Raw genomic sequence first — 23,637 nt, forward strand, 5'->3', positions numbered from 1 at the left:
ATCTGTGTGCAGCGAACGGTGGGTTAAACCACTGCTTCCGATTAATAAAGCAGAGTGTTATAGGGTAAAGGTGACAAATCTCACCCTTTAACAAATGACTCTACTGCACATGCAATAAGAGAAAGGTTTTTAACTAAGTTACAGACCTTGAGTCTGGTTCGATATTGCACAAGACCGTCACGACCATGTGACGTAAAGAGTCCGCCATTTAGGACTTATAAACTAAAGGAAGAAATCGATGAAAAAGTCTAACTTTGCCTATTCCATGCTGGCCGTTGTTTTGAGCACCGCTGTAATGAGCGGGAGCGCATTGGCTGCAACCACCACTGATAGCGCGGGTGCAAAAATCGATAGCTCCATGAAGAAAGTTGATAGCTACATGGGCGACAGCGCCGTTACAGCAAAAGTTAAAAGCGCACTGATCGATGACAAAGCGATCAAGAGCAATGATATCTCCGTTAAAACCGACAACGGCGTCGTCACGCTGAGTGGTTTTGTCGGTTCACAGGCTGAAGGCGAGCAAGCCGTGGCCGTTGCAACTAAAGTTGAAGGCGTAAAATCCGTCAGCGATAAACTGCACACTAAAGACAGCAAAGAGCAGTCCGCGAAAGGCTATGCTGGCGACACCGCCACCACCACGTCGGTGAAAGCTAAGCTGCTGGCTGATGACATCGTTCCATCACGCATGGTCAAAGTTGAAACCACCGACGGTGTTGTTCAACTTTCCGGTTCAGTGAAAGATCAGGCTCAGGCCGATCGTGCTGAAAGCGTGGCTAAAACCGTTGACGGTGTAAAAAGCGTCAAAAATGATTTGAAAATCGCACCATAAGATTTTCGATAAAAGATTGCCTGTTTAGGCAGGCAATCTGCTCTTCAGCAGTAAGCGTTAACACCATAAAACAGAACTCATGGGACCTTTCGCGCCATAAAACAGTCAGTTTTCCTAACAGTTTCATTTTTACGACTATCTTTAAAAGGTAAGCATTTTTCTTTCAACACGTAAAAAGCACTTTTGAAGCAGCCGAAAAGAAATGTTTAAAGCTGAACTGAGGCCCGGAATATTGGGTACCACATTGATTTGGGTAAAAGTTAAATAGGGTAAGGAGAAGCTTATGTTTCGTTGGGGCATTATATTTTTAATCATCGCGCTTATCGCGGCGGCACTTGGTTTCGGTGGTCTGGCTGGTACAGCTGCTTGGGCTGCAAAAATCGTCTTCGTCGTCGGTATCATTCTGTTCTTGGTGAGCTTGTTTACCGGACGTAAACGACTCTGACACCAGGTCGGAAAGATTAAGTAGCACTTAGAATCCTGCCGGGGATTAAATCTTACGCTGAGTACCAACTTCTAGAGATTAGATAGCTTGGTTAACAGAAAGTAACGATTTAATCCCCGGTATTTTGTCTGTTGATTACCCATATTAGAAAGACAATGTATGCTCTTAGTTGAGGCCCGCCATCTGTGAGGCTGAAATACTGAGGGAAAGGCGTTGGGATACAGAATACCTGTCACGCTCGGCAACATTGAACCACTGGCTTACAAACCCTATAAACCAGGCAAGATAGCACTGGTGTGCGAAGGCGGCGGACAACGCGGAATTTTCACCGCTGGCGTGCTGGATGAGTTCCAGCGTGCGGGGTTTAATCCGTTCGACCTGTATATCGGCACCTCTGCCGGGGCACAAAATCTTTCCGCTTTCGTCTGCGGCCAGCCGGGTTATGCCCGACGCGTCATCACTCGCTACACAACCAGCCCACACTTCTTCAATCCACTGCGCTTTGTGCGTGGCGGCCACCTGATCGATCTCGACTGGCTGGTGGAAGAAACCTCAAAAAATATGCCGCTGGCGATGGATACCGCCGAAAAGCTGCTGATCGACGGCCGCGAGTTCCTGATGTGCGCCTGCCGCAGCGATGACTACTCCGCCAACTACTTTGCGCCGACGCGTGAGAACTGGCTGCCGGTGATCAAAGCCTCCAGCGCCATTCCTGGCTTCTATCGCATGGGCGTGGAGCTAGACGGCGTGAGCTATCAGGACGGCGGCATCAGTGACGCCATCCCGGTGGAAGAGGCTTATCGCCGCGGCGCGGACACGATCGTGGTGATCCGCACCGTGCCGTCCGCCATGTTCTATACCCCGCAGTGGATGAAACGGATGGAGCAGTGGCTGAGCGAAAGCAGCCTGCAACAGCTGGTGCGCATGATGCAGCACCACGAGAGCAGTTATCACCGCATTCAGCAATTCATCGAAAACCCACCGGGTGATCTGCGCATCTTTGAGATTTTCCCGCCAAAACCCCTGGCCAGCCACGCGTTGGGCAGCCGTTTCCCGGCGCTGAATCAGGATTACCATCTCGGACGCCGCTGTGCGCGCTACTTCCTGTCTGCTGCGTCACACTGGCTGATCCCGCGCGAAAAAGATAAACCCTTGCCCTACATTTTGCCGCGCAAAACCCGGCCAAAACGCGTGGTGGTGCCGGAAGAGAATCCAGAAAACGTGGTGCCGATCGCCGCGCAGGCCGGTCCGGTGGAGCAGATCATTCTCGATCCCGCCGTGCTCACTGACATCGTGGCAGATGGCGGCATGGTACGCCCGGCCGCATTCCACGATGAAAGCCAATACGCCGCCAAAAGCAGCACGCCTAAGCCCGACGCCTCGCTAAAAGGCGAGGACAAACGCAGCGATGGTGAGAATCTGTAATGGCGCATTTTATTGATACCCACTGCCATTTTGATTTCCCGCCTTTTACCGGCGCCGAGGTTGAGAGCCTCTCCATGGCGGAACAGGCGGGTGTCCGCCAAATCATCGTGCCTGCCGTTACCTCAGATCGTTTTCAGGGCATCGTGCGGCTAGCCAAACAGCATCCCCAGCTTTACGCCGCGCTGGGCCTGCATCCGCTGTATATCGCCCAGCACCGGGATGCCGATATTGATTTGTTGGATGGTTTTCTGGCTCAGCGTGATAACAAGCTGGTGGCGGTAGGGGAGATTGGTTTAGATCTCTATATGGAAGAGCCGCAGTTTGAAAAGCAGCAGCGGCTGCTCAAATCGCAATTTGCCTTGGCGAAACGCGAAAACCTGCCGGTTATCCTCCACTCTCGCCGCAGCCACGATCCGCTGGCCGCCATGCTGCGTCAGGCGAAACTGCCGGCGACGGGCGTGGTTCACGGTTTTGCGGGCAGCCTTTCGCAAGCACATGCCTTTGTTAAATTAGGCTTTGCTATCGGCGTCGGTGGTACCATTAGCTTCGAGCGAGCGCAGAAAACCCGCAATGTGATGGCCCAGCTTCCTCTCTCCAGTCTGCTACTTGAAACCGACGCGCCGGACATGCCGCTGCAAGGTTTTCAGGGCCAACCCAACCGCCCCGAGCGCGCCGCAGCGATATTTGATGTGCTGTGCGAACTGCGGCAAGAGTCCCCGGAGCAGATTGCCAGCGCACTGCTGGAGAACAGCCGCCGCGTTTTCGCCCTTCCGCTTTGAATTTCCCGGTCAGTTTGGGCTTCTTAAATGTCATTTTGTTATTTAAATAACATTTATAATCCACCAAATCTCTAGGTATAGCTTTTTAGTGCGCTTTTTAAAGGCGATACTTCTCCTTTAAATGTTATTATTATAACATTCATTTCAAGATCACCGGTCGGTGATCACAGAGTGGGCAACCCGCCATCAGTTGTCATGAATCGGGTGTACACTCTTATTAGGGCCGGATATTGAGCATAATTGCGCCAATTTCAGAATTGCTGCAGCGTAAGTGTGATGCGAATCTCATTTGTGAGAGTAACGTTGCAAGCGGTTTTCATAATTTGTGAAATACTGCACAGAGCAACCTGATACGGCGTGTTCAAATAGTCACAACGCATTGGCTGATGCCAATCAGGTGCGGTGAGAAGGATCTCATCTGCCAGCAGGGCGCAAATTCGCCTCTGTTCGCTGTCTTCAAGGAACCAAGTCCGCTCGCCAACCGTGCAGAGTTCGGCATCTTTTGCCGGGTTCATGACTGTATGCTCAGTTCTGGCTGGTCGCTGGAATTGAAAATTGTTGGAGAGTTTTATGACCGATTTAACCGCCGCAGCACAACGCGCACTGAACCTGATGGATTTAACTACCCTGAATGACGACGACACTGACGAAAAAGTGATCGCCCTGTGTCATCAGGCCAAAAGCCCGGCGGGCAACACCGCTGCAATCTGCATCTATCCACGTTTCATTCCGGTTGCGCGTAAAGCCCTGCGTGAGCAAGGCACTCCTGACATCCGTATCGCGACCGTCACTAACTTCCCGCACGGCAACGATGACATTGAGATCGCCGTGGCTGAAACCCGCGCGGCTATTGCCTATGGCGCAGATGAAGTTGACGTTGTATTCCCATACCGCGCGCTGATTGCGGGCAACGAGCAGATCGGTTTTGAGCTGGTAAAACAGTGCAAAGAAGCCTGTGCTGCCGCCAATGTGCTGCTGAAAGTGATCATCGAAACCGGTGAACTGAAGCAAGATTCGCTGATTCGTAAAGCCTCAGAAATCGCCATCAAAGCCGGTGCTGACTTCATCAAAACTTCAACCGGCAAAGTTCCGGTCAACGCGACCCTGCACAGCGCAGAGTTGATGATGACAGTGATTGCAGAGATGGGCGTAGGCAAAGACGTTGGCTTTAAGCCAGCGGGCGGCGTGAAAACGGCTGAAGACGCCGCGCAGTATCTGGCACTGGCAGACCGCCTACTGGGCCGCCAATGGGCTGACTCGCGTCATTTCCGTTTCGGCGCATCCAGCCTGTTAGCCAGCCTGCTGACTACGCTGGGCCACGCTGACCAAAAGTCTACCAGCAGCTATTGATCGTTAAGGCAATTCGCTAACGCATTCGGCGTTACGGGGTCCGGCTCGCCGGGCCCCAGCCCTGGAACATCAATAACTTCCTCTCTACATTCCTAGTCATTCAGGAGCACTCCGTGTTTCTCGCACAAGAAATTATTCGAAAAAAACGTGACGGACAGCCGCTAAGCGAAGAAGAGATTCGCTTTTTCATCAATGGGATCCGTGACAGTCAGGTATCGGAAGGGCAGATTGCTGCCTTGGCGATGACCATCTATTTCAACGACATGAACATGAAAGAGCGCGTGGCGTTGACCATGGCGATGCGCGACTCCGGCACCGTTCTGAATTGGAACAGCCTCAACCTCAACGGGCCGATTGTCGACAAACACTCCACCGGCGGCGTGGGCGATGTGACTTCGCTGATGCTGGGTCCGATGGTAGCGGCCTGTGGCGGCTATGTGCCAATGATCTCCGGACGCGGTTTGGGCCATACCGGCGGCACGCTGGATAAACTGGAAGCCATTCCGGGCTTTGACATTTTCCCGGATGACAACCGTTTCCGCAGCATTATCAAAGATGTGGGCGTAGCAATCATTGGCCAGACCAGCTCTTTGGCTCCGGCGGATAAACGCTTCTACGCCACACGTGATATCACGGCCACCGTCGACTCTATCCCGCTGATCACTGGCTCGATTCTCGCCAAAAAGCTGGCGGAAGGGCTGGACGCGCTGGTGATGGACGTAAAAGTCGGTTCCGGCGCCTTCATGCCGACCTACCAGCTGTCCGAAGACTTGGCGCAGGCGATCGTTGACGTAGCCAACGGCGCGGGTTGTAAAACCACCGCGCTGCTGACCGACATGAACCAGGTGCTGGCATCCAGCGCGGGTAATGCCGTGGAGGTGCGCGAAGCCGTGCGCTTCCTGACTGGCGAATACCGCAACCCACGCCTGCTAGAAGTCACTATGGCGCTGTGCGTCGAAATGCTGATTTCCGGCGGTTTAGCCAGTGACGACGCCGATGCACGCCGCCAGCTGCAAGCCGTGCTCGACAACGGCAAGGCGGCAGAGATCTTCGGCCGCATGGTCGCCGCGCAAAAAGGCCCGGCTGACTTCATCGAGCGCTACGACAGCTATCTGCCGAAGGCGACCCTCAGCAAGCCTGTGTATTCAGAAAAAGCCGGGATCGTCAGCGCCATGGATACCCGCGCGCTGGGCATGGCGGTGGTATCACTGGGTGGCGGCCGTCGTCGCGCCAGCGACCCAATCGACTACAGCGTTGGGCTGACCAACATGGCGCAATTGGGCCAGCAGGTGGACACCCAGCAGCCATTGGCGATGATCCACGCCAGCAATGAAGAAGCCTGGCAGAGCGCCGCTGAAGAAGTTCGCGCGGCGATAGTTCTCAGCGACAAGGCGCCGGAAACCACCCCGGTGGTGTATCGCAGAATTAAATAATCGGATATTTGGTGGTTGAAAATGCGTAGTGACGCCCCCAATTCAATATGATCTGTGTGTCGGCCTGAACCGATGCACGCAACGAATAATTGAGCATAGGAGTGCAAGATGAAACGTACGTTTATCATGGTACTGGACTCATTCGGTATTGGTGCCAGTAAAGATGCTGAAAAATTCGGTGATGCAGGTTCTGACACATTGGGCCATATTGCCGCTGCCTGTGCACGTGGCGATGCCAACGTTGGACGCCAAGGGCCACTGAATCTGCCTAACCTGACCCGTTTAGGTTTGGCGAAAGCTGCCGAAGCTTCTACCGGCAAGATCCCAGACGGTATGGACGGTAACGCTGAGATAACCGGCGCTTACGCCTACGCCAGCGAGCTTTCTTCCGGTAAAGACACCCCGTCTGGTCACTGGGAAATCGCCGGTGTGCCGGTCTTGTTCGACTGGGGTTACTTCAGCGACACCACCAACAGCTTCCCGCAGGAACTGCTGGATAAGCTGGTAGAGCGCGGCAACCTGCCGGGTTATCTGGGCAACTGCCACTCTTCCGGTACCGTGGTGCTGGACGACTTGGGCGAAGAGCACATGAAAACCGGCAAGCCGATTTTCTATACCTCTGCTGACTCCGTGTTCCAGATTGCCTGCCACGAAGAGACTTTCGGCTTAGATCGCCTGTACGAGCTGTGTGAAATCGCCCGTGAAGAGCTGACCGAAGGCGGCTACAACATTGGTCGTGTTATCGCGCGTCCGTTCATTGGTGACAAAAAAGGTCACTTCGAGCGCACTGGTAACCGCCATGACTTAGCCGTAGAGCCGCCAGCGCCAACCATTCTGAAAAAGTTGGTTGATGAGAAAAACGGCAACGTGGTGTCTGTGGGTAAAATCGCCGACATCTATGCTCAGGTGGGTATCACCAAAAAGGTGAAAGCCACTGGCTTGGACGCGCTGTTTGACGCGACCATTCAAGAGATGAAACTGGCTGGCGACAAAACTATCGTCTTCACCAACTTCGTAGATTTCGACTCCGCTTACGGCCACCGCCGTGACGTGCCGGGCTACGCGGCTGCGCTAGAGCTGTTCGACCGCCGTATGCCAGAGCTGCTGGAGCTGGTGAAAGAAGATGACATCATCATCTTCACCGCCGACCACGGTTGTGACCCAACCTGGCGTGGCACCGACCATACCCGCGAGCACATTCCAGTGTTAATCTACGGCCCGAAAGTGAAACCTGGCTCGTTAGGTTACCGCGACACCTTCGCGGATATCGGCCAGACCGTGGCGAAGTACTTCGATTTGTCGCCGATGGATTACGGTAAATCCATGCTGTAAACACAGCGCCTTTCGCGCCGTAGCGTTGTTGGCTTCGGGTCCGGCTACGGCGTGAAATCCACCCTGTTTTTTATCTATAAAATCTAAAAAGAATGAAAGGACGATAACAATGGCAACTCCACACATTAATGCCGAGATGGGCGACTTTGCTGACGTAGTGCTGATGCCGGGCGATCCGCTGCGCGCCAAGCACATTGCTGAGACTTTCCTGCAAGACGTGAAACAAGTGAACGACGTGCGTGGCATGTTGGGCTTCACCGGTACTTATAAAGGCCGCAAAATTTCTGTAATGGGCCACGGCATGGGCATTCCTTCTTGCTCAATCTATGCCAAAGAGCTGATCACCGAATTCGGCGTGAAGAAAATCATCCGTGTGGGTTCTTGCGGCGCAGTCCGTCCAGACATCAAGCTGCGCGACATCGTTATCGGCATGGGCGCATGTACGGATTCCAAAGTGAACCGTATGCGTTTCAAAGACCATGACTACGCGGCTATCGCTGACTTCGACATGGTGCGCAACGCTTCTGACGCGGCCAAAGCCAAAGGCATCACCGCGCGCGTGGGTAACATCTTCTCCGCTGACCTGTTCTACACGCCAGACCCGCAAATGTTCGACGTGATGGAAAAATACGGCATTCTGGGTGTTGAAATGGAAGCTGCCGGTATCTACGGCGTTGCAGCAGAGTTCGGCGCTAAAGCACTGACTATTTGTACTGTTTCTGACCACATCCGTACTCACGAGCAAACCACCGCTGAAGAACGCCAGACCACCTTCAACGACATGATCGAAATCGCGTTGGAATCCGTTCTGCTGGGCGATAAAGAGTAAGTTCTGTAGCCAGATTACAAACAACAAAACGGGGACCCTTAAAAGTCCCCGTTTCTATTCATATTTTTCAGCTTTTCTATTCACGAAAACACGGTTTTTTGTGCTTTATTTGATCGATAATCTTTCTCGTATTTTCAGTAATCGCCCTAAATTTCTATTTTTAATGGTTTTTTTCCTCGCTTGTTCTTCAGTGTTGATCTATAAATAATTATCTCTTTCTATTCATCTTTCTATTCAGGATGCTATTCATCGATGAGCGAGTTAGCTGATTTACTGCGTCAGGGCAGCCTGACGGCGAAAGAGATCATGGCCCAAATCGGGGTAAGTCAGGCAACCCTTTCCCGCAGGCTTGCCGAGCAGAATGATGTACGCAAGATTGGCCGCGGGAAGTCGACGCGCTACGCCTTGCTGCGATCCATTGGTGGAGAGAGCGAATTTGCATTCTACCGAATTGATACCCAGGGGCAGGCGGAGCAAGTAGGCCGCATTGTGTCGATATGGCCTGCGGAGAGCTGCGCGTTTGAAACTGTCGATGGCCAATGCGTGCTGTTCGACGGGCTGCCGTGGTTTATTACCGACATGCGCCCTCAGGGATTTTTGGGCCGCGCGTGGGGTCGAGATATCAGCGCGCTGCTGGCCCTACCTGAAGACATTAAGCTGTGGAATGAATCGCAAACCCTGCTGGCCCTCAGCCGACATGGCAATGAAACCGTGGGCAACCTCATTGTGGGGCAGGCCGCGTATCAGCAGTGGGCGTTAAAGCCGGATGAGGCGGCCGTGGCTTTCCAAGATAAGATCTCTGCTTTCGAGAAGCTGGCGCAAAAAAGCCTCGCGGGGCAAGAGGTGGGTTCTTCGGCCGGGGGAGAGCAGCCGAAGTTTAGCGTTTTTGTCGAGCACCAGCAGAAGCCCGCTTCCCACGTTTTAGTAAAATTTTCACCACAAGAAGCCAATGAAAACACCCGGCGCTGGGGTGATTTACTGCGTGCGGAGGCTCACGCGCTGGCCGTGCTGCAACAGGCAGGCATTGCAGCGGCGCAGGCAGAGGTGTACAGCGGAAGTCATGGTGAGGTGTTCTTAGAGGTCGAACGCTTTGATCGCCTTGGCGAGCGCGGGCGGCGCGGTTTGACCTCGCTGGAGGCCGTCGCCGCTGAATTCACGGGCAGCCACGGTAGCTGGGTCGCCATCGCGCAAAAATTGCAGCAGGAGAAACTGATTTCGCAGAGCACGCTGGTGCGCATTGGCGAGCTTTACGCCTTTGGCAAGCTGATCGCCAACGGTGACATGCATCAGGGGAACCTGTCGTTTATCGACCCGCCGTTATTGCCGAACAAGTTCGCCTTCGAGCTATCGCCGGTTTACGACATGCTGCCGATGAGCTTCGCGCCGGACAGAAGCGGCAACATGAAACGGCAGGCAATCAATATTGTTTTAGACCCGGCCGTGGCGAAAAGCCAGTGGCTGCGGGCCCAGCGCTGGGCGTTAGATTTTTGGCAGAAGGTGGAGCAGGATGCGCTTATCAGCCCTGAATTCCGCCTGATAGCCAGCCAGATGCTGGCTCAGGTTACGGAAATCACCGCCAATATTCGGCGGCTGGCCTAATCCCGCTTTTCCCGGCTGCGTTTCAGGCTGCGGTAGGCGGCCTGAGCGGCTTCTTTGGTTTGTTGCTCGGTGGCGGGTTTCGCGGGAGCGACCTCGGTGTCTGGCTCGGTCATGTTGAGCGTCGGCGGCGGGCCGAACTCGTCAGCTGCTTCTTCCTCTGGCTCATCATCCTCTTTCACCGGCGTGCTGGCAGTCAGTAGGAAAGGGGATTGCTGCCAGCGGCTGCGGCGACCCTGCAGCAGGGTGCGGGCGAGAATAATGCCGACGCCTAACGCGGCGAGCATCATCAGGCGCAGCAGGTTGGTGGTGTTATCCACCTGTTTGGATTCGGTTGCCAGCACGTGGGTGTCGAGGGTCAGGCGCAGAAAGCCGTTTGGGCCGTCTTTATCTTCGATCGGCTGAACGATTTGGTGGTTAAAGTAGCTTCCCGCGCGCTTGCCGTCGAGTGCCAGCCGGTCGCGAACCGGCACCTTTTCACCGGCATGGGCGATCAGCGTGCCGTCCATCTGATACACGCTGGCATCAAGAATGCGACTGTTGTCGGTAAGTTGATTCAAAATAGTGGAAATCTGGGCGATATCCGCGCCATCATTCTCGCTGTCCATCAGCGGAGCCAGAGTAAAAGCCACCTGTTTCGCCAGTGTCTGGGCAAGTTGTTCCACCTGCTGGGAACGGGCAAGCTGATGCCCCAAGCTAAAGTAAGAAGCTCCTTGCATCAGAATTACCAATAAAGCCAAGCAAATCAAAACGATAGCTGTGCGATGCAGGCGAAATTTCAGTTTGGCCTTTGCCATTCTGTTTCCTTAAGATTTTCGACGACTTTAATGTTGCCAGAAGCGCGGGCTATAGGGTAGCTTGTTGCCTCATTTATACCCTTCATCCTTCAAGCTGCTTCTGCGTTGGCTGCCTTCGCGAATCCCAGTCACATACTGATGTATGCTCCTGGGTTTCACTCAGTTGCCGCCTTGACGCAACGTGAATGATTTTGGGTAATATTTTACGCAATTCTTGTTTTTCTACGCCTAACTGCTCGACAGGAGTAATCATGCCAAACAGTCTGACCTATTGCGATCTTCCAGCGGAGATCCACCAATGGCCGGGACTTCCCCTTTCACTCAGCGGTGACGAAGTCATGCCGTTGGACTACCGTGCTGGACATACTGGCTGGCTGCTGTACGGCAGGAAACTGGACAAAACAAGCATTACGAACTTCCAGCGCCGTCTGGGCCGCGCTCTGGTGATTGTCAGTGCCTGGACGGTGGATGATTATCAGGTTATTCGTCTGGCCGGTGCCTTGACCGCGGACATCGAAGCTCTGGCGGAGTCCTTCGAGCTAGATGTCACTCAGCTTGGCAAAGTGCCGCACATGCGCACGCCGGGGCTGCTGGTGATGGACATGGATTCTACCGCGATTGAGATTGAATGCATCGACGAAATTGCCAAACTGGCGGGCGTCGGAGAGCAGGTGGCTGAAGTGACCGAGCGCGCGATGCGCGGCGAGCTGGATTTTTCGGCCAGCCTGCGTCAACGCGTCGCCACCCTACAAGATGCTGATGCCGGTATTCTGCAACAAGTGCGCGAAACACTACCGCTGATGCCGGGCCTGACCAAAATGGTGCAGCGCCTGCAAGAGCTGGGCTGGCACGTGGCTATCGCCTCCGGCGGCTTCACCTATTACGCCGAATACCTGCGCGACAAGCTGAACCTGATTGACGTGGCGGCCAACGAGCTGGAAATCCGCGACGGTAAGCTAACTGGGCGCGTGATTGGTCCCATCGTCGATGCACAATATAAAGCCGATACTTTGCTCAAGCTGGCAGAGAAGCTTGAGATCCCGAAAGAGCAAACCGTGGCCATCGGCGACGGCGCGAACGACCTGAAGATGATGGCCGTCGCGGGCATGGGCATTGCCTACCACGCTAAGCCGAAGGTCTACGAGCAGGCGGAGGTTTGTATCCGTCATGCCGACTTAATTGGCGTTCTCTGCATTTTAAGCGGAAGCTTAGCCTAAGTTTTAAATCCAATATTTCGAGGTAAGTTGTGGCAAAAGCAGCAAAACGAGCATTTGTGTGTAATGAATGCGGCGCAGATTATCCGCGCTGGCAGGGGCAATGCAGTGCCTGTCAGGCCTGGAACTCCATTACCGAAATCCGTTTGTCTGCATCGCCAACCGTGGCCCGCAACGAGCGTTTGAGTGGTTATGCCGGCGATGCGGGCGTTAGCCGCGTGCAGAAGCTGTCTGAAATCAGTCTCGACGAACTGCCGCGCTTCAGCACCGGATTCAAAGAGTTTGACCGCGTGCTGGGCGGCGGCGTGGTGCCGGGCAGTGCGATCCTGATTGGTGGTAATCCGGGGGCGGGTAAAAGTACGCTGCTGTTGCAGATCCTCTGTAACCTCGGCGAAAACATGAAAACCCTGTACGTCACCGGCGAGGAGTCACTCCAGCAGGTAGCAATGCGCGCCCATCGCCTCGGGCTGCCGACCGCCAACATGAACATGCTGTCTGAAACCAGCATTGAACAAATCTGCCTGATTGCCGATCAGGAGAAGCCGAAGCTGATGGTGATCGACTCCATTCAGGTGATGCACATGGCGGACATTCAGTCGTCGCCGGGCACGGTGGCGCAGGTACGCGAAACCGCTGCCTACCTGACCCGCTTCGCCAAGACGCGCGGCGTGGCGATTGTCATGGTCGGCCACGTGACAAAAGACGGTTCTCTGGCCGGGCCGAAGGTGCTTGAGCACTGTATCGACTGCTCGGTGCTGCTGGACGGCGATGCCGACTCCCGCTTCCGCACCCTGCGTAGCCATAAAAACCGTTTCGGCGCGGTCAACGAGCTTGGCGTGTTCGCCATGACCGAACAGGGTTTGCGCGAAGTGAGCAACCCGTCGGCCATCTTCCTGAGCCGCGGTGATGAGATTACGTCCGGCAGCTCGGTGATGGTGCTGTGGGAAGGGACTCGCCCGCTGCTGGTGGAGATTCAGGCGCTGGTGGACCACTCGATGATGGGCAACCCGCGTCGCGTGGCGGTAGGCCTTGAGCAGAACCGACTGGCGATTCTGCTGGCGGTGTTGCACCGTCACGGCGGCTTGCAGATGGCGGATCAGGACGTGTTCGTCAACGTGGTCGGCGGCGTAAAAGTCACGGAAACCAGTGCTGACCTCGCACTCCTGCTGTCGTTGGTTTCCAGCCTGCGTGACCGCCCGCTGCCGCAAGATTTAGTGGTGTTCGGGGAAGTGGGGCTGGCAGGAGAGATTCGCCCGGTGCCGAGTGGTCAGGAGCGAATCACCGAAGCCGCCAAGCACGGCTTCAAACGCGCCATCGTGCCTCATGCCAACGTGCCGAAAAAGGTGCCCGCCGGAATGCAGGTGTTTGGCGTGAAGAAGCTGGCAGATGCGCTGGCGATCCTCGACGATCTGTAACATTTTCTGAGTATTCCTCTACCCGCCAGTTGTGCTATTTTTGTTTAGTAAATTAAACGCAGGGTAGAGGACAAGGTATGTCACAGTTTGATTATCTGAAGACGGCAATTAAGAAACAGGGATGTACATTACAGCAGGTCGCGGACGCCAGTGGCATGACCAAGGGCTATCTAAGCCAACTGCTGAATGCCAAAATCAAAAGCCCGAGTGCGCAAAAGCTGGAAGCGCTGCACCGTTTCCTCGATCTTGAATTCCCCCGCCGGGAGAAAAACATCGGCGTGGTGTTTGGTAAATTTTATCCCCTGCATACCGGACACATCTATTTAATCCAGCGCGCCTGTAGCCAGGTCGATGAACTGCACATCATCATGGGCTATGACGAACCTCGCGACCTGAGCCTGTTTGAGAACAGCTCCATGTCTCAGCAACCCACGGTGAGCGACCGACTGCGCTGGCTGCTGCAAACCTTCAAGTATCAGAAAAATATCCATATTCACTCATTTAACGAAGAGGGGATGGAGCCTTATCCGCACGGCTGGGACGTGTGGAGCAAGGGGATCACCGACTTTATGAACAAGCAGGGGATCGTGCCGAACACCATCTATTCGAGCGAAGAGAACGATGCGCCGCGCTACCGCGAGCATCTGGGGATCGAAACCGTGCTTATCGATCCCAAACGCTCGTTTATGAATATCAGCGGATCGCAAATCCGCCGCGACCCATTCCGCTATTGGGACTATATCCCGACCGAAGTGAAGCCGTTCTTTGTGCGAACCGTGGCGGTGCTGGGCGGCGAGTCGAGCGGAAAGTCAACGCTGGTCAATAAGTTAGCCAATATTTTCAACACCACAAGTGCGTGGGAATATGGCCGCGATTATGTCTTCTCCCACCTCGGCGGTGACGAGATGGCGCTGCAATATTCCGACTATGACAAAATCGCGCTCGGGCAGGCCCAGTACATTGACTTCGCGGTGAAATACGCCAACAAGGTGGCTTTCATCGATACCGACTTCCTGACCACGCAGGCATTTTGCAAAAAGTACGAAGGTCGCGAGCATCCCTTTGTCCAAGCCTTGATGGACGAATACCGGTTTGATCTGGTGATCCTGCTGGAGAACAACACGCCCTGGGTGGCGGACGGGCTGCGCAGTTTGGGCAGCACCACTGACCGATCCTCCTTCCAGAACCTGTTAATCGAGATGTTGCAGCAGAACAACATCGACTATGTGCACGTGAAATCCTCGGACTACGACGAGCGTTTCCTCGAGTGCGTGGAGCTGGTGCAGATCATGCTGGCGGCCGATACCAGCCGGGTGAGCGCGCTGCCGAAAGAGTAAATAGTCATAATGAAAAAGCCCTCGATTCTCACAAATCGAGGGCTTTTTTATGCAAACACTCCGGCTTAGAAGGCGATAACCACTTTGCCTTGCATATGGCCGTCGAGCACTTTGGCGTGGGCGGCTTCAATGCTTTCCACCGTCAGGCCGTGCAGGGTGTCGCTCAGCGTGGTTTTCACTTTGCCCGCGTCCACTAACTCAGCCACCTCCTTGAGGATTTCTCCCTGCTGGGCGATGTCCGGCGTGTTGAACATGCTGCGGGTAAACATCAGCTCCCAGTGCAGCGCGGCGCTTTTCACTTTCAGGCTGCTCTGGTCCAGCGGATGCTCATTCTCAACGATGGTGCAGATGTGGCCCATTGGCGCGATCAGGTCGCTGATGGCGGCCCAGTGGCCGTCGGTGTCATTCAGGCAGAGGATGAAATCTACCTGTTTGATGTCATGCTTCGCCAACTCACCTTTCAAATCTTTGTAGTTCACGGTCAGGTCCGCGCCGCGATCCAGACACCACTGGGCCGATTCCGGGCGTGAGGCGGTGGCGATCACTTTCACTTTGCTGCGCAGCGCGGCAAAAGGAATAGCCAGCGAGCCAACGCCACCGGCACCGCCGATGATCAACAGGGTTTTCTCTTCACCGGCGTTTTGAATATGCAGGTGTTCGAACAGCGCCTCCCACGCGGTCAGCGCGGTCAGGGGCATGGCGGCGGCTTCTGCCCAGTTGAGGGAGCTTGGTTTACGGGCCACAATGCGCGAGTCAATCAGCTGCTCGGTGGCGTTGCTACCTGAACGAGTGATGTCACCGGCGTACCAGACTTCGTCGCCCGGCTTAAAGTTTTTCACCGCGCTGCCGACGGCTTTCACCACGCCGCTGGCATCCCAGCCCAGCACGCGCGGGGCATCCAGGCCATTTTTCTGTGCGCCTTTGTGCACCTTGGTATCGACCGGATTGACGGAGACGGCTTTTACTTCAACCAGCAGGTCAAACTCGCCGACTTCAGGCTGTGGCAGTTCTATCGCAATAAAGTGCGCTGGGTTTTTAGGGTTTACGGCAATGGCGTTGATAGACATCTTTGTTCCTCCGAATTGGGTATAGAGAGAGTGTAGTCGCCATGGGCTAAGCTGATAAGATGGACAATAACTAACAAAGTGTTCGTCTAAGGTGAACAATCATGTTCAAACAATTGCAGGATATGGCGCTGTTCGCCTTGGTTGCCGAGTGTGGCAGCTTTACCGCCGCCGCCGAGCGCGCGGGGTTGCCCAAGTCGAGCGTCAGCCAGCGCGTGAGCCAGTTGGAGAAGTCAGTGGGCATTCGCTTACTGAACCGCACCACGCGGCAGCTCAATCTGACCTTCGCCGGTGAGCGCTATTTGATCCACTGCCAAGAGATGATGCTGGCGAGCGAACGCGCCGAGCTGGCGATCCGCCGTCTGCGCGATAACCCCAGCGGCCGCCTGCGCATCACCAGCCCGGCGGGACTGGGCGCGACGCTGCTGGCGCGCATGAACGTCGAGTTTCAAAAGCGTTATCCAGACGTGTCGCTGGAAGTGTCGGTGTCGGATGCCATGGTGGACTTAGTGCAGGAAGGCTTCGATTTGGCGCTGCGCACCGGCAAGCCGCAGGACTCGTCGCTGATTGGCCGCGAGCTGGGCCACAGCCCGCGCTATCTCTTGGCCTCCCCGGCCTATCTCGCGGCACACCCACCGCTGACGCATCCGCAGCAATTGGCGTCGCACCACTGTATCGCGCACCGGGCGTGGGCGGAGTGGGTGCTGCATCGCGGCGAGACTTATCATCGCTGGCTGCTGCCGGGGGCGCACTCCACCGACAACCTGCTCTATGCTCGCGAATGCGCGGTGGAAGGGGCGGGGATCACGCTGCTACCGGCGTTTTTATGTCATGACGAGGTGGCGAAAGGGCTGCTGGTGCGGGTGTTGCCCGAGTGGGAAGCCGAGGGCAATGACCTCTATCTGGTCTACCCGAGCCGCAAGTTGAACTCACCGGCGCTGGCCTGTTTTATCGATTTTATGCTGGAAGAGTATGGTTTTGCGAAAAGCTACAGCGAGGCGTTGGCGGTTAAAGCGGAGCAATAAAAAAGGCCCGTTTCCGGGCCTTTCATCAAGCAAAGGATCGGGACTTATTTGATCATCTTCTTGTATTTAATACGCTTAGGTTCCAGTGCGTCAGCGCCCAGCGTGCGTTTTTTGTACTCTTCGTATTCGGTGAAGTTACCTTCGAAGAATTCAACTTTACCTTCATCCTGGTAATCAAGGATGTGAGTCGCGATACGGTCGAGGAACCAGCGGTCATGGGAAATGACCATGGCGCAGCCCGGGAACTCCAACAAGGCGTTTTCCAGTGCGCGCAGGGTTTCGATGTCGAGGTCGTTGGTTGGCTCATCGAGCAGCAGCATGTTGCCGCCCACTTGCAGCAGTTTCGCCAAGTGCAGACGACCGCGCTCACCACCGGACAGCTCGCCGACGCGTTTGCCCTGATCAACACCTTTGAAGTTGAAGCGGCCAACGTAGGCGCGGCTTGGCATTTCGGTGGTGCCGATGCGCATGATGTCTTGACCACCAGACACTTCTTCCCACACGGTTTTGCTGTTGTCCATTGCGTCACGGAACTGATCGACAGAGGCCAGTTTCACTGTGTCGCCTAGTTCAATGGTGCCGCCGTTTGGCTGCTCTTGACCAGACATCATGCGGAACAGGGTAGATTTACCCGCGCCGTTTGGACCGATAATACCGACGATCGCGCCTTTCGGTACGGAGAAGGAGAGGTCGTCAATCAGAACGCGGTCGCCGTAGGATTTGCTCAGATTCTTCACTTCGACCACTTTGTCGCCTAAGCGTGGACCAGGTGGAATGAACAATTCGTTGGTTTCGTTACGTTTCTGGTATTCCGTGCTGTTCAGCTCTTCGAAACGTGCCAGACGGGCTTTGCCCTTAGACTGACGGCCTTTCGCGCCCTGACGCACCCACTCCAGCTCTTTCTCAATAGACTTACGACGCGCCGCTTCAGAAGACGCTTCCTGCGCCAGACGTTCATCTTTCTGCTCCAGCCAGGTGGAGTAGTTGCCTTCCCATGGAATACCTTCACCACGGTCAAGCTCCAGAATCCAACCCGCAACGTTGTCGAGGAAGTAACGGTCGTGGGTGATCGCCACCACGGTGCCCTCGAAGTCGTGCAGGAAGCGTTCCAGCCAGGCCACGGACTCGGCGTCCAAGTGGTTGGTCGGTTCGTCGAGCAGCAGCATTTCTGGCTTTTCAAGCAGCAGGCGGCACAGCGCCACGCGGCGGCGCTCACCACCGGATAGGGTGGCCACTTTGGCGTCCCAGTCTGGCAGACGCAGGGCATCAGCAGCGCGCTCCAGCTGGGTGTTCAGGTTGTGACCGTCGTGCGCCTGAATGATCTCTTCCAGCCTGCCTTGCTCAGCAGCCAGTTTGTCGAAATCTGCATCCGGGTCTGCGTAGAGAGCATAGACTTCATCAAGGCGTTTTAACGCGCCGACGACTTCTGAAACCGCTTCTTCCACCGACTCGCGGACGGTGTGCTCCATGTTGAGCTGAGGCTCCTGAGGCAGGTAGCCGATTTTCAGATCTGGCTGCGGGCGAGCTTCGCCTTCGATGTCGGTATCAATACCGGCCATGATGCGCAGTAAGGTGGATTTACCAGAACCGTTAAGACCCAGTACGCCGATTTTAGCGCCAGGGAAGAAACTCAGGGAGATGTTTTTAAGAATGTGACGCTTCGGCGGAACCACTTTGCCGAGGCGATGCATTGAGTATACGTATTGAGCCACGTTGTTTTGAGCCTCTTTCTATGCGAGCCGCGCGCTGTCTGCAACAAGCAGGCGCTGCGGCGGATTAAAGTCAGCCCCGCCGTAAACGGCATGACTGATAAGTGTTCCGACTGCGAAGTTTAGCCTGTTTCGCTACGCTTCCCAACCATCGAACCTCACAGGACGCCAATAATCTCCTTTAAAGATGAAAAATGATCGCGCGGGAGAGAAATCGGCTTGCTGTCGTCTGGTATCTGCGCGCGGCTTGCACCACACTGTGTAAAGTTTGTGATGCTGTGAACGCATGACTTCAATTTTAAAAATGAATCGATTAGCGTAGTTGGTGTCTACGCATTGCGGCCTTGATTCGTCATTGATGAGCGACGAAGGCTGTACCCTGTTTGGCAGTCAGCAATACAACCAGCGAGGATAAAGGCAAGTATGGTCAAGGTGGACAAAGGGTATCTTTTGGCAGCAGGCATGTTGTTGGTGGCCGTTTCTGGAGTCGCAAAAGCGGACTCATTGGACGCTCAGCGCCAGCGTTATATGCAAATCAAGCAGGCGTGGGACAATAACCAGATGGACGTGGTTAATCAGCTGATGCCAACCCTGAAGGATTATCCACTTTATCCTTATTTGGAATACCGTCAGTTGACGCAGGACTTAAGTCTGGCGACGCCGCAGCAGATCAGCAGCTTCGTGCAATCTCATCCTACTTTGCCTCCGGCGCGTTCTCTGCCTTCACGCTTCGTTAATGAGTTGGCCAATCGTCAAGACTGGACGGGCTTGCTGACCTTCAGCCCGCAGCCGCCAAAGCCGGTGGCCGCGCGCTGTAACTACTATTACGCCAAATGGTCGACGGGCGATCAGCAAACCGCGCTGAACGCGGCGAAAGACATCTGGCTAACCGGCACCTCGCTGCCGAACGCCTGCGACAAGCTGTTTAGCCTGTGGCAGCAGGGTGGCAATCAGACGGCGCTAGTGACCCTTCAACGCATTGGTTTGGCGATGAAGCAGGGCAACAGCAATCTGGTGAATTTCCTCGCCAAGCAGCTGCCTGACGACTACCAGACTATGCGCGACGCCTTGCTGAAACTGCAAAGCGACCCGAACAGCATTGAAAGCTTTGCCCGCAGCGTCGGGCCGACCGATTTCACCCGTAATGCCGTGGCGATCGCTTTTAGCCGCATTGCCCGTGAAGATGTGGAAAACGCCCGCTCGATGCTGCCGATTTTGGCTCGCTTGCAGAAGATGAGCGACAGTGACCGCCTTGAGCTTGAAGAGGCCGTGGCGTGGCAGCTGATGGGCAGCACCGCGACGCCAGAGCAGGCCAAATGGCGCGATAGCGTGATTCTGCGCAGCCATTCGACCTCGCTGGTGGAGCGCCGAATTCGCATGGCGCTGGCCGCCGGGGATCGACAAGGGCTGAGTCAGTGGATGGATCGCCTGCCTGCGGATGCTCAGCAGGAAGATGAATGGCGCTACTGGGAAGCCTCGGTGCTGATTGACCAAGGTAAACGCCAGCAGGGCGAGGCGATGTTGCGCACGCTGATGCAGGGGCGTGGCTTCTATCCAATGGCCGCCGCGCAAAAGCTGGGCGTGCCTTATCCAATACAGGTGTCTGTCGCCGCCAAACCGGACGCCAGCTTTGCTTCACTGCCTGAAATCGCCCGCGTGCGTGAGCTGATGTACTGGCACATGGACAACCTGGCGCGCACCGAATGGACCTATCTGGTGCTTAGCCGCAGCAAAGAGCAGCAGTCGGCGCTGGCGCGTTACGCCTTCGAGCGCAACTGGGCCGATCTCAGTGTGCAGGCGACCATTGCCGGCAAGCTGTGGGATTATCTCGAGGAGCGTTTCCCGCTGGCGTGGGCACCTGAATTTAAACAAGCGACGGATGATAAAGGCATTACCCAGAGCTACGCGATGGCGATTGCGCGTCAGGAAAGCGCGTGGAACCCGGAGGCTCGCTCACCGGTGGGCGCCTCTGGCCTGATGCAGGTCATGCCTGCCACGGCGCAGCACACGGTGCAGATGTTTAATCTGCCGGGATACAGCAGCCCAAGCCAGCTGTTCGATCCACAGACCAATATTCTGATTGGCACCAACTATCTGGAATATGTCTATCAGCAGTTCGGGCGCAACCGTATTTTGTCCAGCGCCGCCTATAATGCCGGTCCATCGCGCGTGAACACCTGGTTGGGTAACAGCGCGGGCCAAATCGACGCCGTAGCCTTTATCGAAAGTATCCCTTTCTCCGAAACTCGGCGATATGTTAAAAATGTGTTGGCATATGACGCATTTTATCGCTACTTTTTGCATCAGCCGGCGAAAGTTTTGACCGATGCCGAGTGGCAGAGGCGTTACTGATTTTTAACAGCTATGTTATGCTGCCGTACTAGTTTAATAGTATGGCAGCCATGACATGACCCAAACTCCGGTAATCGATCCCGCTCTTTCCCAACAAGGCAATGAGGACTGGCAGTGCTTTATGGCGCTGTTACAGCAATCTTTCGCTGAAAATCTCCACCACGAACTGCTGCAATTGCTGCTGACGCCCGATGAACGGGCTGCCTTAGGCACGCGTGTCAGAATTGTTCAAGAGTTGATGCGTGGCGAGCTGAGCCAGCGAGAGTTGAAGAATCAATTGGGGGCAGGGATTGCAACGATCACGCGAGGGTCTAACGGGTTGAAAAACGCACCGGCCACGCTGAAAGCCTGGCTCGGCACGCAATTATTAGGCCCGGACGAAGTCAGTAAAGACGTCTGACGCAGGCGTCAGTGCGTTTGCACTCTGACTTGATACACCGCGTTATGGAAGGGCGCTAACGCCAACACTAAAGCTTGATGATAGACGCTGGTGCGGGTCAGTTTGCCGGCGGTAAAAATGCCAATCGCCCCGCCTTTGCGTTTAACTTCGGCAATTCCCGTCAATTTTTCCATTTCATCGCCCAATTCACTGCCTTGGTTGATCTCTTGTAATATAATTTCAGGCAGCATCAGGCTGGCTGAGCGGGATTCACCGCGTTGATGCATGTTTTCGATGACCATCCAGGCGAAGGTCATGTTGTCTTCAATACCGGCTTCTATGCCAACCCAAAAATCTGCCTCTGGGCGCACCTGTCGTGCGCTAATGACGCGGTGTCTGGCACCAGTGCGGGTTTCGCTGCTGCCGATGGGTTGATTGGACACGCCGCTGTCGACATCTACGCCTTCGATACGGAACGAGTCAGTACCAAAAATGTCCTCAAATGCCAGAGCAATAGCTTTAATTTTTGCCGGGTTAGTGGTTGCAGCGACAACGTGGTACATAGAGTTTGAGCATCCTTTAGCAAATTTCACGCAGTATAACGGAAAACACTCATGTTACAGGTATATCTCGTCCGTCATGGCGAAACCGAATGGAATGCAGCACGCAAGATTCAGGGACAGTCAGACAGTCCGTTGACCCAAAAGGGCATTTTTCAGGCACAGCAGGTAGCCGAGCGCGTGCGCCGCGAAGGCATCACGCACGTCATCACCAGCGATCTGGGGCGTACTCGCGCCACGGCGCAAATCATCGCTGACGCCTGTGGTTGCGCCGTCACCGTGGAGCCGCGCCTGCGCGAGCTGCACATGGGCGTGCTGGAAACCCGTAATTTGGATGGCCTGAGTGCGGACGAAGAAACCTGGCGTAAGCAGATGGTCGACGGCACGCCGGATGGCCGCATTCCACAGGGCGAGAGCATGATTGAGTTGGCCGAGCGTATGCGCTCTGCACTCGACAGCTGCCTTGATTTACCGGCGGGCAGTAAACCGCTGCTGGTGAGCCACGGCATTGCGCTGGGTTGCCTTATTAGCACGATTTTAGGGCTTGAGCCTTATGCCGAGCGCCGCCTGCGCCTGCGCAACTGTTCCATTTCGCGTGTGGATCATCAGGAAAGTGCGTGGCTGGCGTCTGGCTGGATTGTGGAGACGGCGGGCGATATTTCGCATCTGGATCAGCCCGCATTAGATGAGCTGCAGCGCTAAACGCGGCAGCTTTACAGCAGAATTAACGGCGAATAGGGATAAGATAATCGCATTCTATTTCGGTCGGCGGCGTGGCGCTCGGCACTTTATGTTTGGTATAGAATCGCTCAATGTCTTGTCCCTTTCTGCGCGTCATTTTCAGCGACGGCAGACAGGTTCCGTACAGCGTCAGGATGAATTCCTGCAGCAGTTCCGGTGAACCTTTGTAGTGGAACATCGCGTATTCACCTTCCTGCACGACAATCGGTTGACCTTCCACATTCTCTGGCAGATGCTTCGGTTCGATGGCCGTGGTGTACAACACTTCCTGCTCGTCATCTTTCTCCTGACTCGGGCGAGAGTGGTGCAAACCGTAGAGTACTGGCGGCAAGGTTTTAGCTTCACCAATGTACTGACGCCAGAAATGCAGGCGCATTTCATTACGGTAAGTGGTGATCTGTTCCAGCGTACAGGAGTAGCTCTGCGTAATGCCGATCAGATTTTGCTCCGGCAGCGAGACGAACTCTGGCTGTGGCAAAATGAAGGCGCCAAGGCGAATCGGCGGGCAGATCCCGAAGGAGTGCCAATCTTCTGAACGACGGTATAGCGCGGGCGTCTGTGCGAACTGTTTTTTGAATGCGCGAGTAAACGTCTGCTGAGAATCAAAACGGTATTGCAGGGCAATATCCAAAATTGGTCGGCTGGTCAATCGCAGAGCGACGGCAGCTTTTGACAGGCGACGAGCACGAATGTAAGCACCAATTGCGTTACTCGTGACATCCTTAAACATACGTTGCAGGTGCCATTTCGAATATCCGGCTTTGGCTGCGACGTTGTCGAGTGATAACGGCTGGTCTAAATGGGTTTCTAACCAGCTGAGAAGATCACGAATGATTCCTGCTTGATCCATAGATCGTCCTCGTTGAACTAAGATAAATGCACAGAATGTTGACGCCGCATAATAGCAACTTTTTCTGCTTAAGACTTCTTAAGATTTTTTTAGCTAAACGTGCTTTTTTCTCAGCTAACCGAATATTCCTACTACAAATTGTGAGCAAGGGCTTTGTTTAATATCGTCTTTGCTTG

Annotated in this window: 22 protein-coding genes; 16 read left to right on the forward strand and 6 right to left on the reverse strand. The window is 54.9% G+C overall.

Annotated features, from left to right (window positions below; all coding sequences use genetic code 11):
* Positions 1-238 precede the first annotated feature (238 nt).
* From osmY to SBO83_RS11280, 4 genes are all read left to right on the forward strand, one after another.
* Positions 239-829 carry a molecular chaperone OsmY gene (gene osmY, locus SBO83_RS11265; RefSeq protein WP_034786952.1) on the forward strand — a complete coding sequence of 197 codons (591 nt, stop codon included), beginning with the start codon at positions 239-241 and terminating at the stop codon, positions 827-829.
* A gap of 283 nt (positions 830-1,112) precedes the next feature.
* Entirely contained in the window at positions 1,113-1,274 is a 162-nt protein-coding gene (locus tag SBO83_RS11270; protein WP_013577105.1) for a DUF1328 domain-containing protein, read from the forward strand.
* 213 nt (positions 1,275-1,487) lie between these two features.
* Entirely contained in the window at positions 1,488-2,699 is a 1,212-nt protein-coding gene (locus SBO83_RS11275; RefSeq protein WP_396131574.1) for a DUF6363 domain-containing protein, read from the forward strand.
* A complete protein-coding gene (locus SBO83_RS11280; protein ID WP_396131575.1) occupies positions 2,699-3,478 on the forward strand; it encodes a TatD family hydrolase in 780 nt (259 codons plus the stop codon). The genes SBO83_RS11275 and SBO83_RS11280 overlap by 1 nt, the downstream gene beginning before the upstream one ends.
* A gap of 251 nt (positions 3,479-3,729) precedes the next feature.
* Here the strand turns inward: SBO83_RS11280 and SBO83_RS11285 are convergent, their stop codons facing one another.
* Entirely contained in the window at positions 3,730-3,993 is a 264-nt protein-coding gene (locus SBO83_RS11285; protein ID WP_396131576.1) for a hypothetical protein, read from the reverse strand.
* 55 nt (positions 3,994-4,048) lie between these two features.
* Between SBO83_RS11285 and deoC the strand changes: the two genes are divergently transcribed.
* The 5 genes from deoC to yjjJ all read left to right on the forward strand — a co-directional run bounded on the left by deoC (position 4,049) and on the right by yjjJ (position 10,021).
* Positions 4,049-4,828, forward strand: a complete 780-nt coding sequence (gene deoC, locus SBO83_RS11290) for a deoxyribose-phosphate aldolase (RefSeq protein WP_396131577.1) — start codon at positions 4,049-4,051, stop codon at positions 4,826-4,828.
* A 113-nt stretch (positions 4,829-4,941) separates the two neighbouring features.
* Positions 4,942-6,261 (forward strand): thymidine phosphorylase, encoded by a 1,320-nt coding sequence (gene deoA / locus SBO83_RS11295; protein ID WP_353500929.1) that lies wholly within the window; start codon positions 4,942-4,944, stop codon positions 6,259-6,261.
* A 108-nt stretch (positions 6,262-6,369) separates the two neighbouring features.
* Positions 6,370-7,593, forward strand: coding sequence for a phosphopentomutase (gene deoB, locus SBO83_RS11300; RefSeq protein WP_353500930.1), 1,224 nt, complete (start codon positions 6,370-6,372; stop codon positions 7,591-7,593).
* A 109-nt stretch (positions 7,594-7,702) separates the two neighbouring features.
* A complete protein-coding gene (deoD, locus tag SBO83_RS11305) occupies positions 7,703-8,422 on the forward strand; it encodes a purine-nucleoside phosphorylase (RefSeq protein ID WP_353500931.1) in 720 nt (239 codons plus the stop codon).
* A 252-nt stretch (positions 8,423-8,674) separates the two neighbouring features.
* Complete coding sequence (gene yjjJ / locus SBO83_RS11310) at positions 8,675-10,021, forward strand: type II toxin-antitoxin system HipA family toxin YjjJ (RefSeq protein ID WP_396131578.1); 1,347 nt, start codon at positions 8,675-8,677, stop codon at positions 10,019-10,021.
* Here the strand turns inward: yjjJ and SBO83_RS11315 are convergent.
* Positions 10,018-10,815 carry a YtjB family periplasmic protein gene (locus SBO83_RS11315; protein WP_396131579.1) on the reverse strand — a complete coding sequence of 266 codons (798 nt, stop codon included), beginning with the start codon at positions 10,813-10,815 and terminating at the stop codon, positions 10,018-10,020. The two genes, yjjJ and SBO83_RS11315, sit on opposite strands and share 4 nt — an antisense overlap.
* Before the next feature lie 251 nt (positions 10,816-11,066).
* Between SBO83_RS11315 and serB the strand changes: the two genes are divergently transcribed.
* The 3 genes from serB to nadR all read left to right on the forward strand — a co-directional run bounded on the left by serB (position 11,067) and on the right by nadR (position 14,781).
* Entirely contained in the window at positions 11,067-12,032 is a 966-nt protein-coding gene (gene serB / locus SBO83_RS11320; protein WP_396131580.1) for a phosphoserine phosphatase, read from the forward strand.
* Between the two features lie 29 nt (positions 12,033-12,061).
* Positions 12,062-13,444 carry a DNA repair protein RadA gene (radA, locus tag SBO83_RS11325; RefSeq protein WP_396131581.1) on the forward strand — a complete coding sequence of 461 codons (1,383 nt, stop codon included), beginning with the start codon at positions 12,062-12,064 and terminating at the stop codon, positions 13,442-13,444.
* Between the two features lie 77 nt (positions 13,445-13,521).
* On the forward strand, positions 13,522-14,781 hold the full coding sequence (nadR, locus tag SBO83_RS11330; protein ID WP_034786984.1) for a multifunctional transcriptional regulator/nicotinamide-nucleotide adenylyltransferase/ribosylnicotinamide kinase NadR: 1,260 nt from the start codon (positions 13,522-13,524) through the stop codon (positions 14,779-14,781).
* 65 nt (positions 14,782-14,846) lie between these two features.
* Here nadR and SBO83_RS11335 read toward each other — a convergent pair whose 3' ends face one another.
* Positions 14,847-15,848 (reverse strand): zinc-binding alcohol dehydrogenase family protein, encoded by a 1,002-nt coding sequence (locus tag SBO83_RS11335; protein ID WP_396131582.1) that lies wholly within the window; start codon positions 15,846-15,848, stop codon positions 14,847-14,849.
* 101 nt (positions 15,849-15,949) lie between these two features.
* Between SBO83_RS11335 and SBO83_RS11340 the strand changes: the two genes are divergently transcribed.
* A complete protein-coding gene (locus SBO83_RS11340; RefSeq protein ID WP_396131583.1) occupies positions 15,950-16,870 on the forward strand; it encodes a LysR substrate-binding domain-containing protein in 921 nt (306 codons plus the stop codon).
* A 44-nt stretch (positions 16,871-16,914) separates the two neighbouring features.
* On the opposite strand, the gene ettA is transcribed toward SBO83_RS11340, so the two are convergent.
* A complete protein-coding gene (ettA, locus tag SBO83_RS11345; RefSeq protein WP_353500937.1) occupies positions 16,915-18,582 on the reverse strand; it encodes an energy-dependent translational throttle protein EttA in 1,668 nt (555 codons plus the stop codon).
* Between the two features lie 420 nt (positions 18,583-19,002).
* Between ettA and sltY the strand changes: the two genes are divergently transcribed.
* Both sltY and trpR read left to right on the forward strand, forming a co-directional pair.
* A complete protein-coding gene (gene sltY, locus SBO83_RS11350; RefSeq protein ID WP_396131584.1) occupies positions 19,003-20,931 on the forward strand; it encodes a murein transglycosylase in 1,929 nt (642 codons plus the stop codon).
* 55 nt (positions 20,932-20,986) lie between these two features.
* Positions 20,987-21,331, forward strand: coding sequence for a trp operon repressor (gene trpR, locus SBO83_RS11355; RefSeq protein ID WP_396131585.1), 345 nt, complete (start codon positions 20,987-20,989; stop codon positions 21,329-21,331).
* A gap of 8 nt (positions 21,332-21,339) precedes the next feature.
* On the opposite strand, the gene yjjX is transcribed toward trpR, so the two are convergent.
* Complete coding sequence (gene yjjX / locus SBO83_RS11360; RefSeq protein WP_034786997.1) at positions 21,340-21,873, reverse strand: inosine/xanthosine triphosphatase; 534 nt, start codon at positions 21,871-21,873, stop codon at positions 21,340-21,342.
* A 51-nt stretch (positions 21,874-21,924) separates the two neighbouring features.
* Here yjjX and gpmB point away from each other — a divergent pair, with 51 nt between their 5' ends.
* Entirely contained in the window at positions 21,925-22,572 is a 648-nt protein-coding gene (gene gpmB / locus SBO83_RS11365; protein ID WP_396131586.1) for a 2,3-diphosphoglycerate-dependent phosphoglycerate mutase GpmB, read from the forward strand.
* A gap of 22 nt (positions 22,573-22,594) precedes the next feature.
* Here gpmB and robA read toward each other — a convergent pair whose 3' ends face one another.
* Positions 22,595-23,461: an MDR efflux pump AcrAB transcriptional activator RobA gene (robA, locus tag SBO83_RS11370; protein ID WP_353500940.1), complete on the reverse strand. Its 867-nt coding sequence runs from the start codon at positions 23,459-23,461 to the stop codon at positions 22,595-22,597.
* Between the last annotated feature and the right edge of the window lie 176 nt (positions 23,462-23,637).

The sequence above is a fragment of the Ewingella allii genome (genome assembly GCF_044430645.1).
Classification (GTDB): domain Bacteria; phylum Pseudomonadota; class Gammaproteobacteria; order Enterobacterales; family Enterobacteriaceae; genus Ewingella; species Ewingella allii.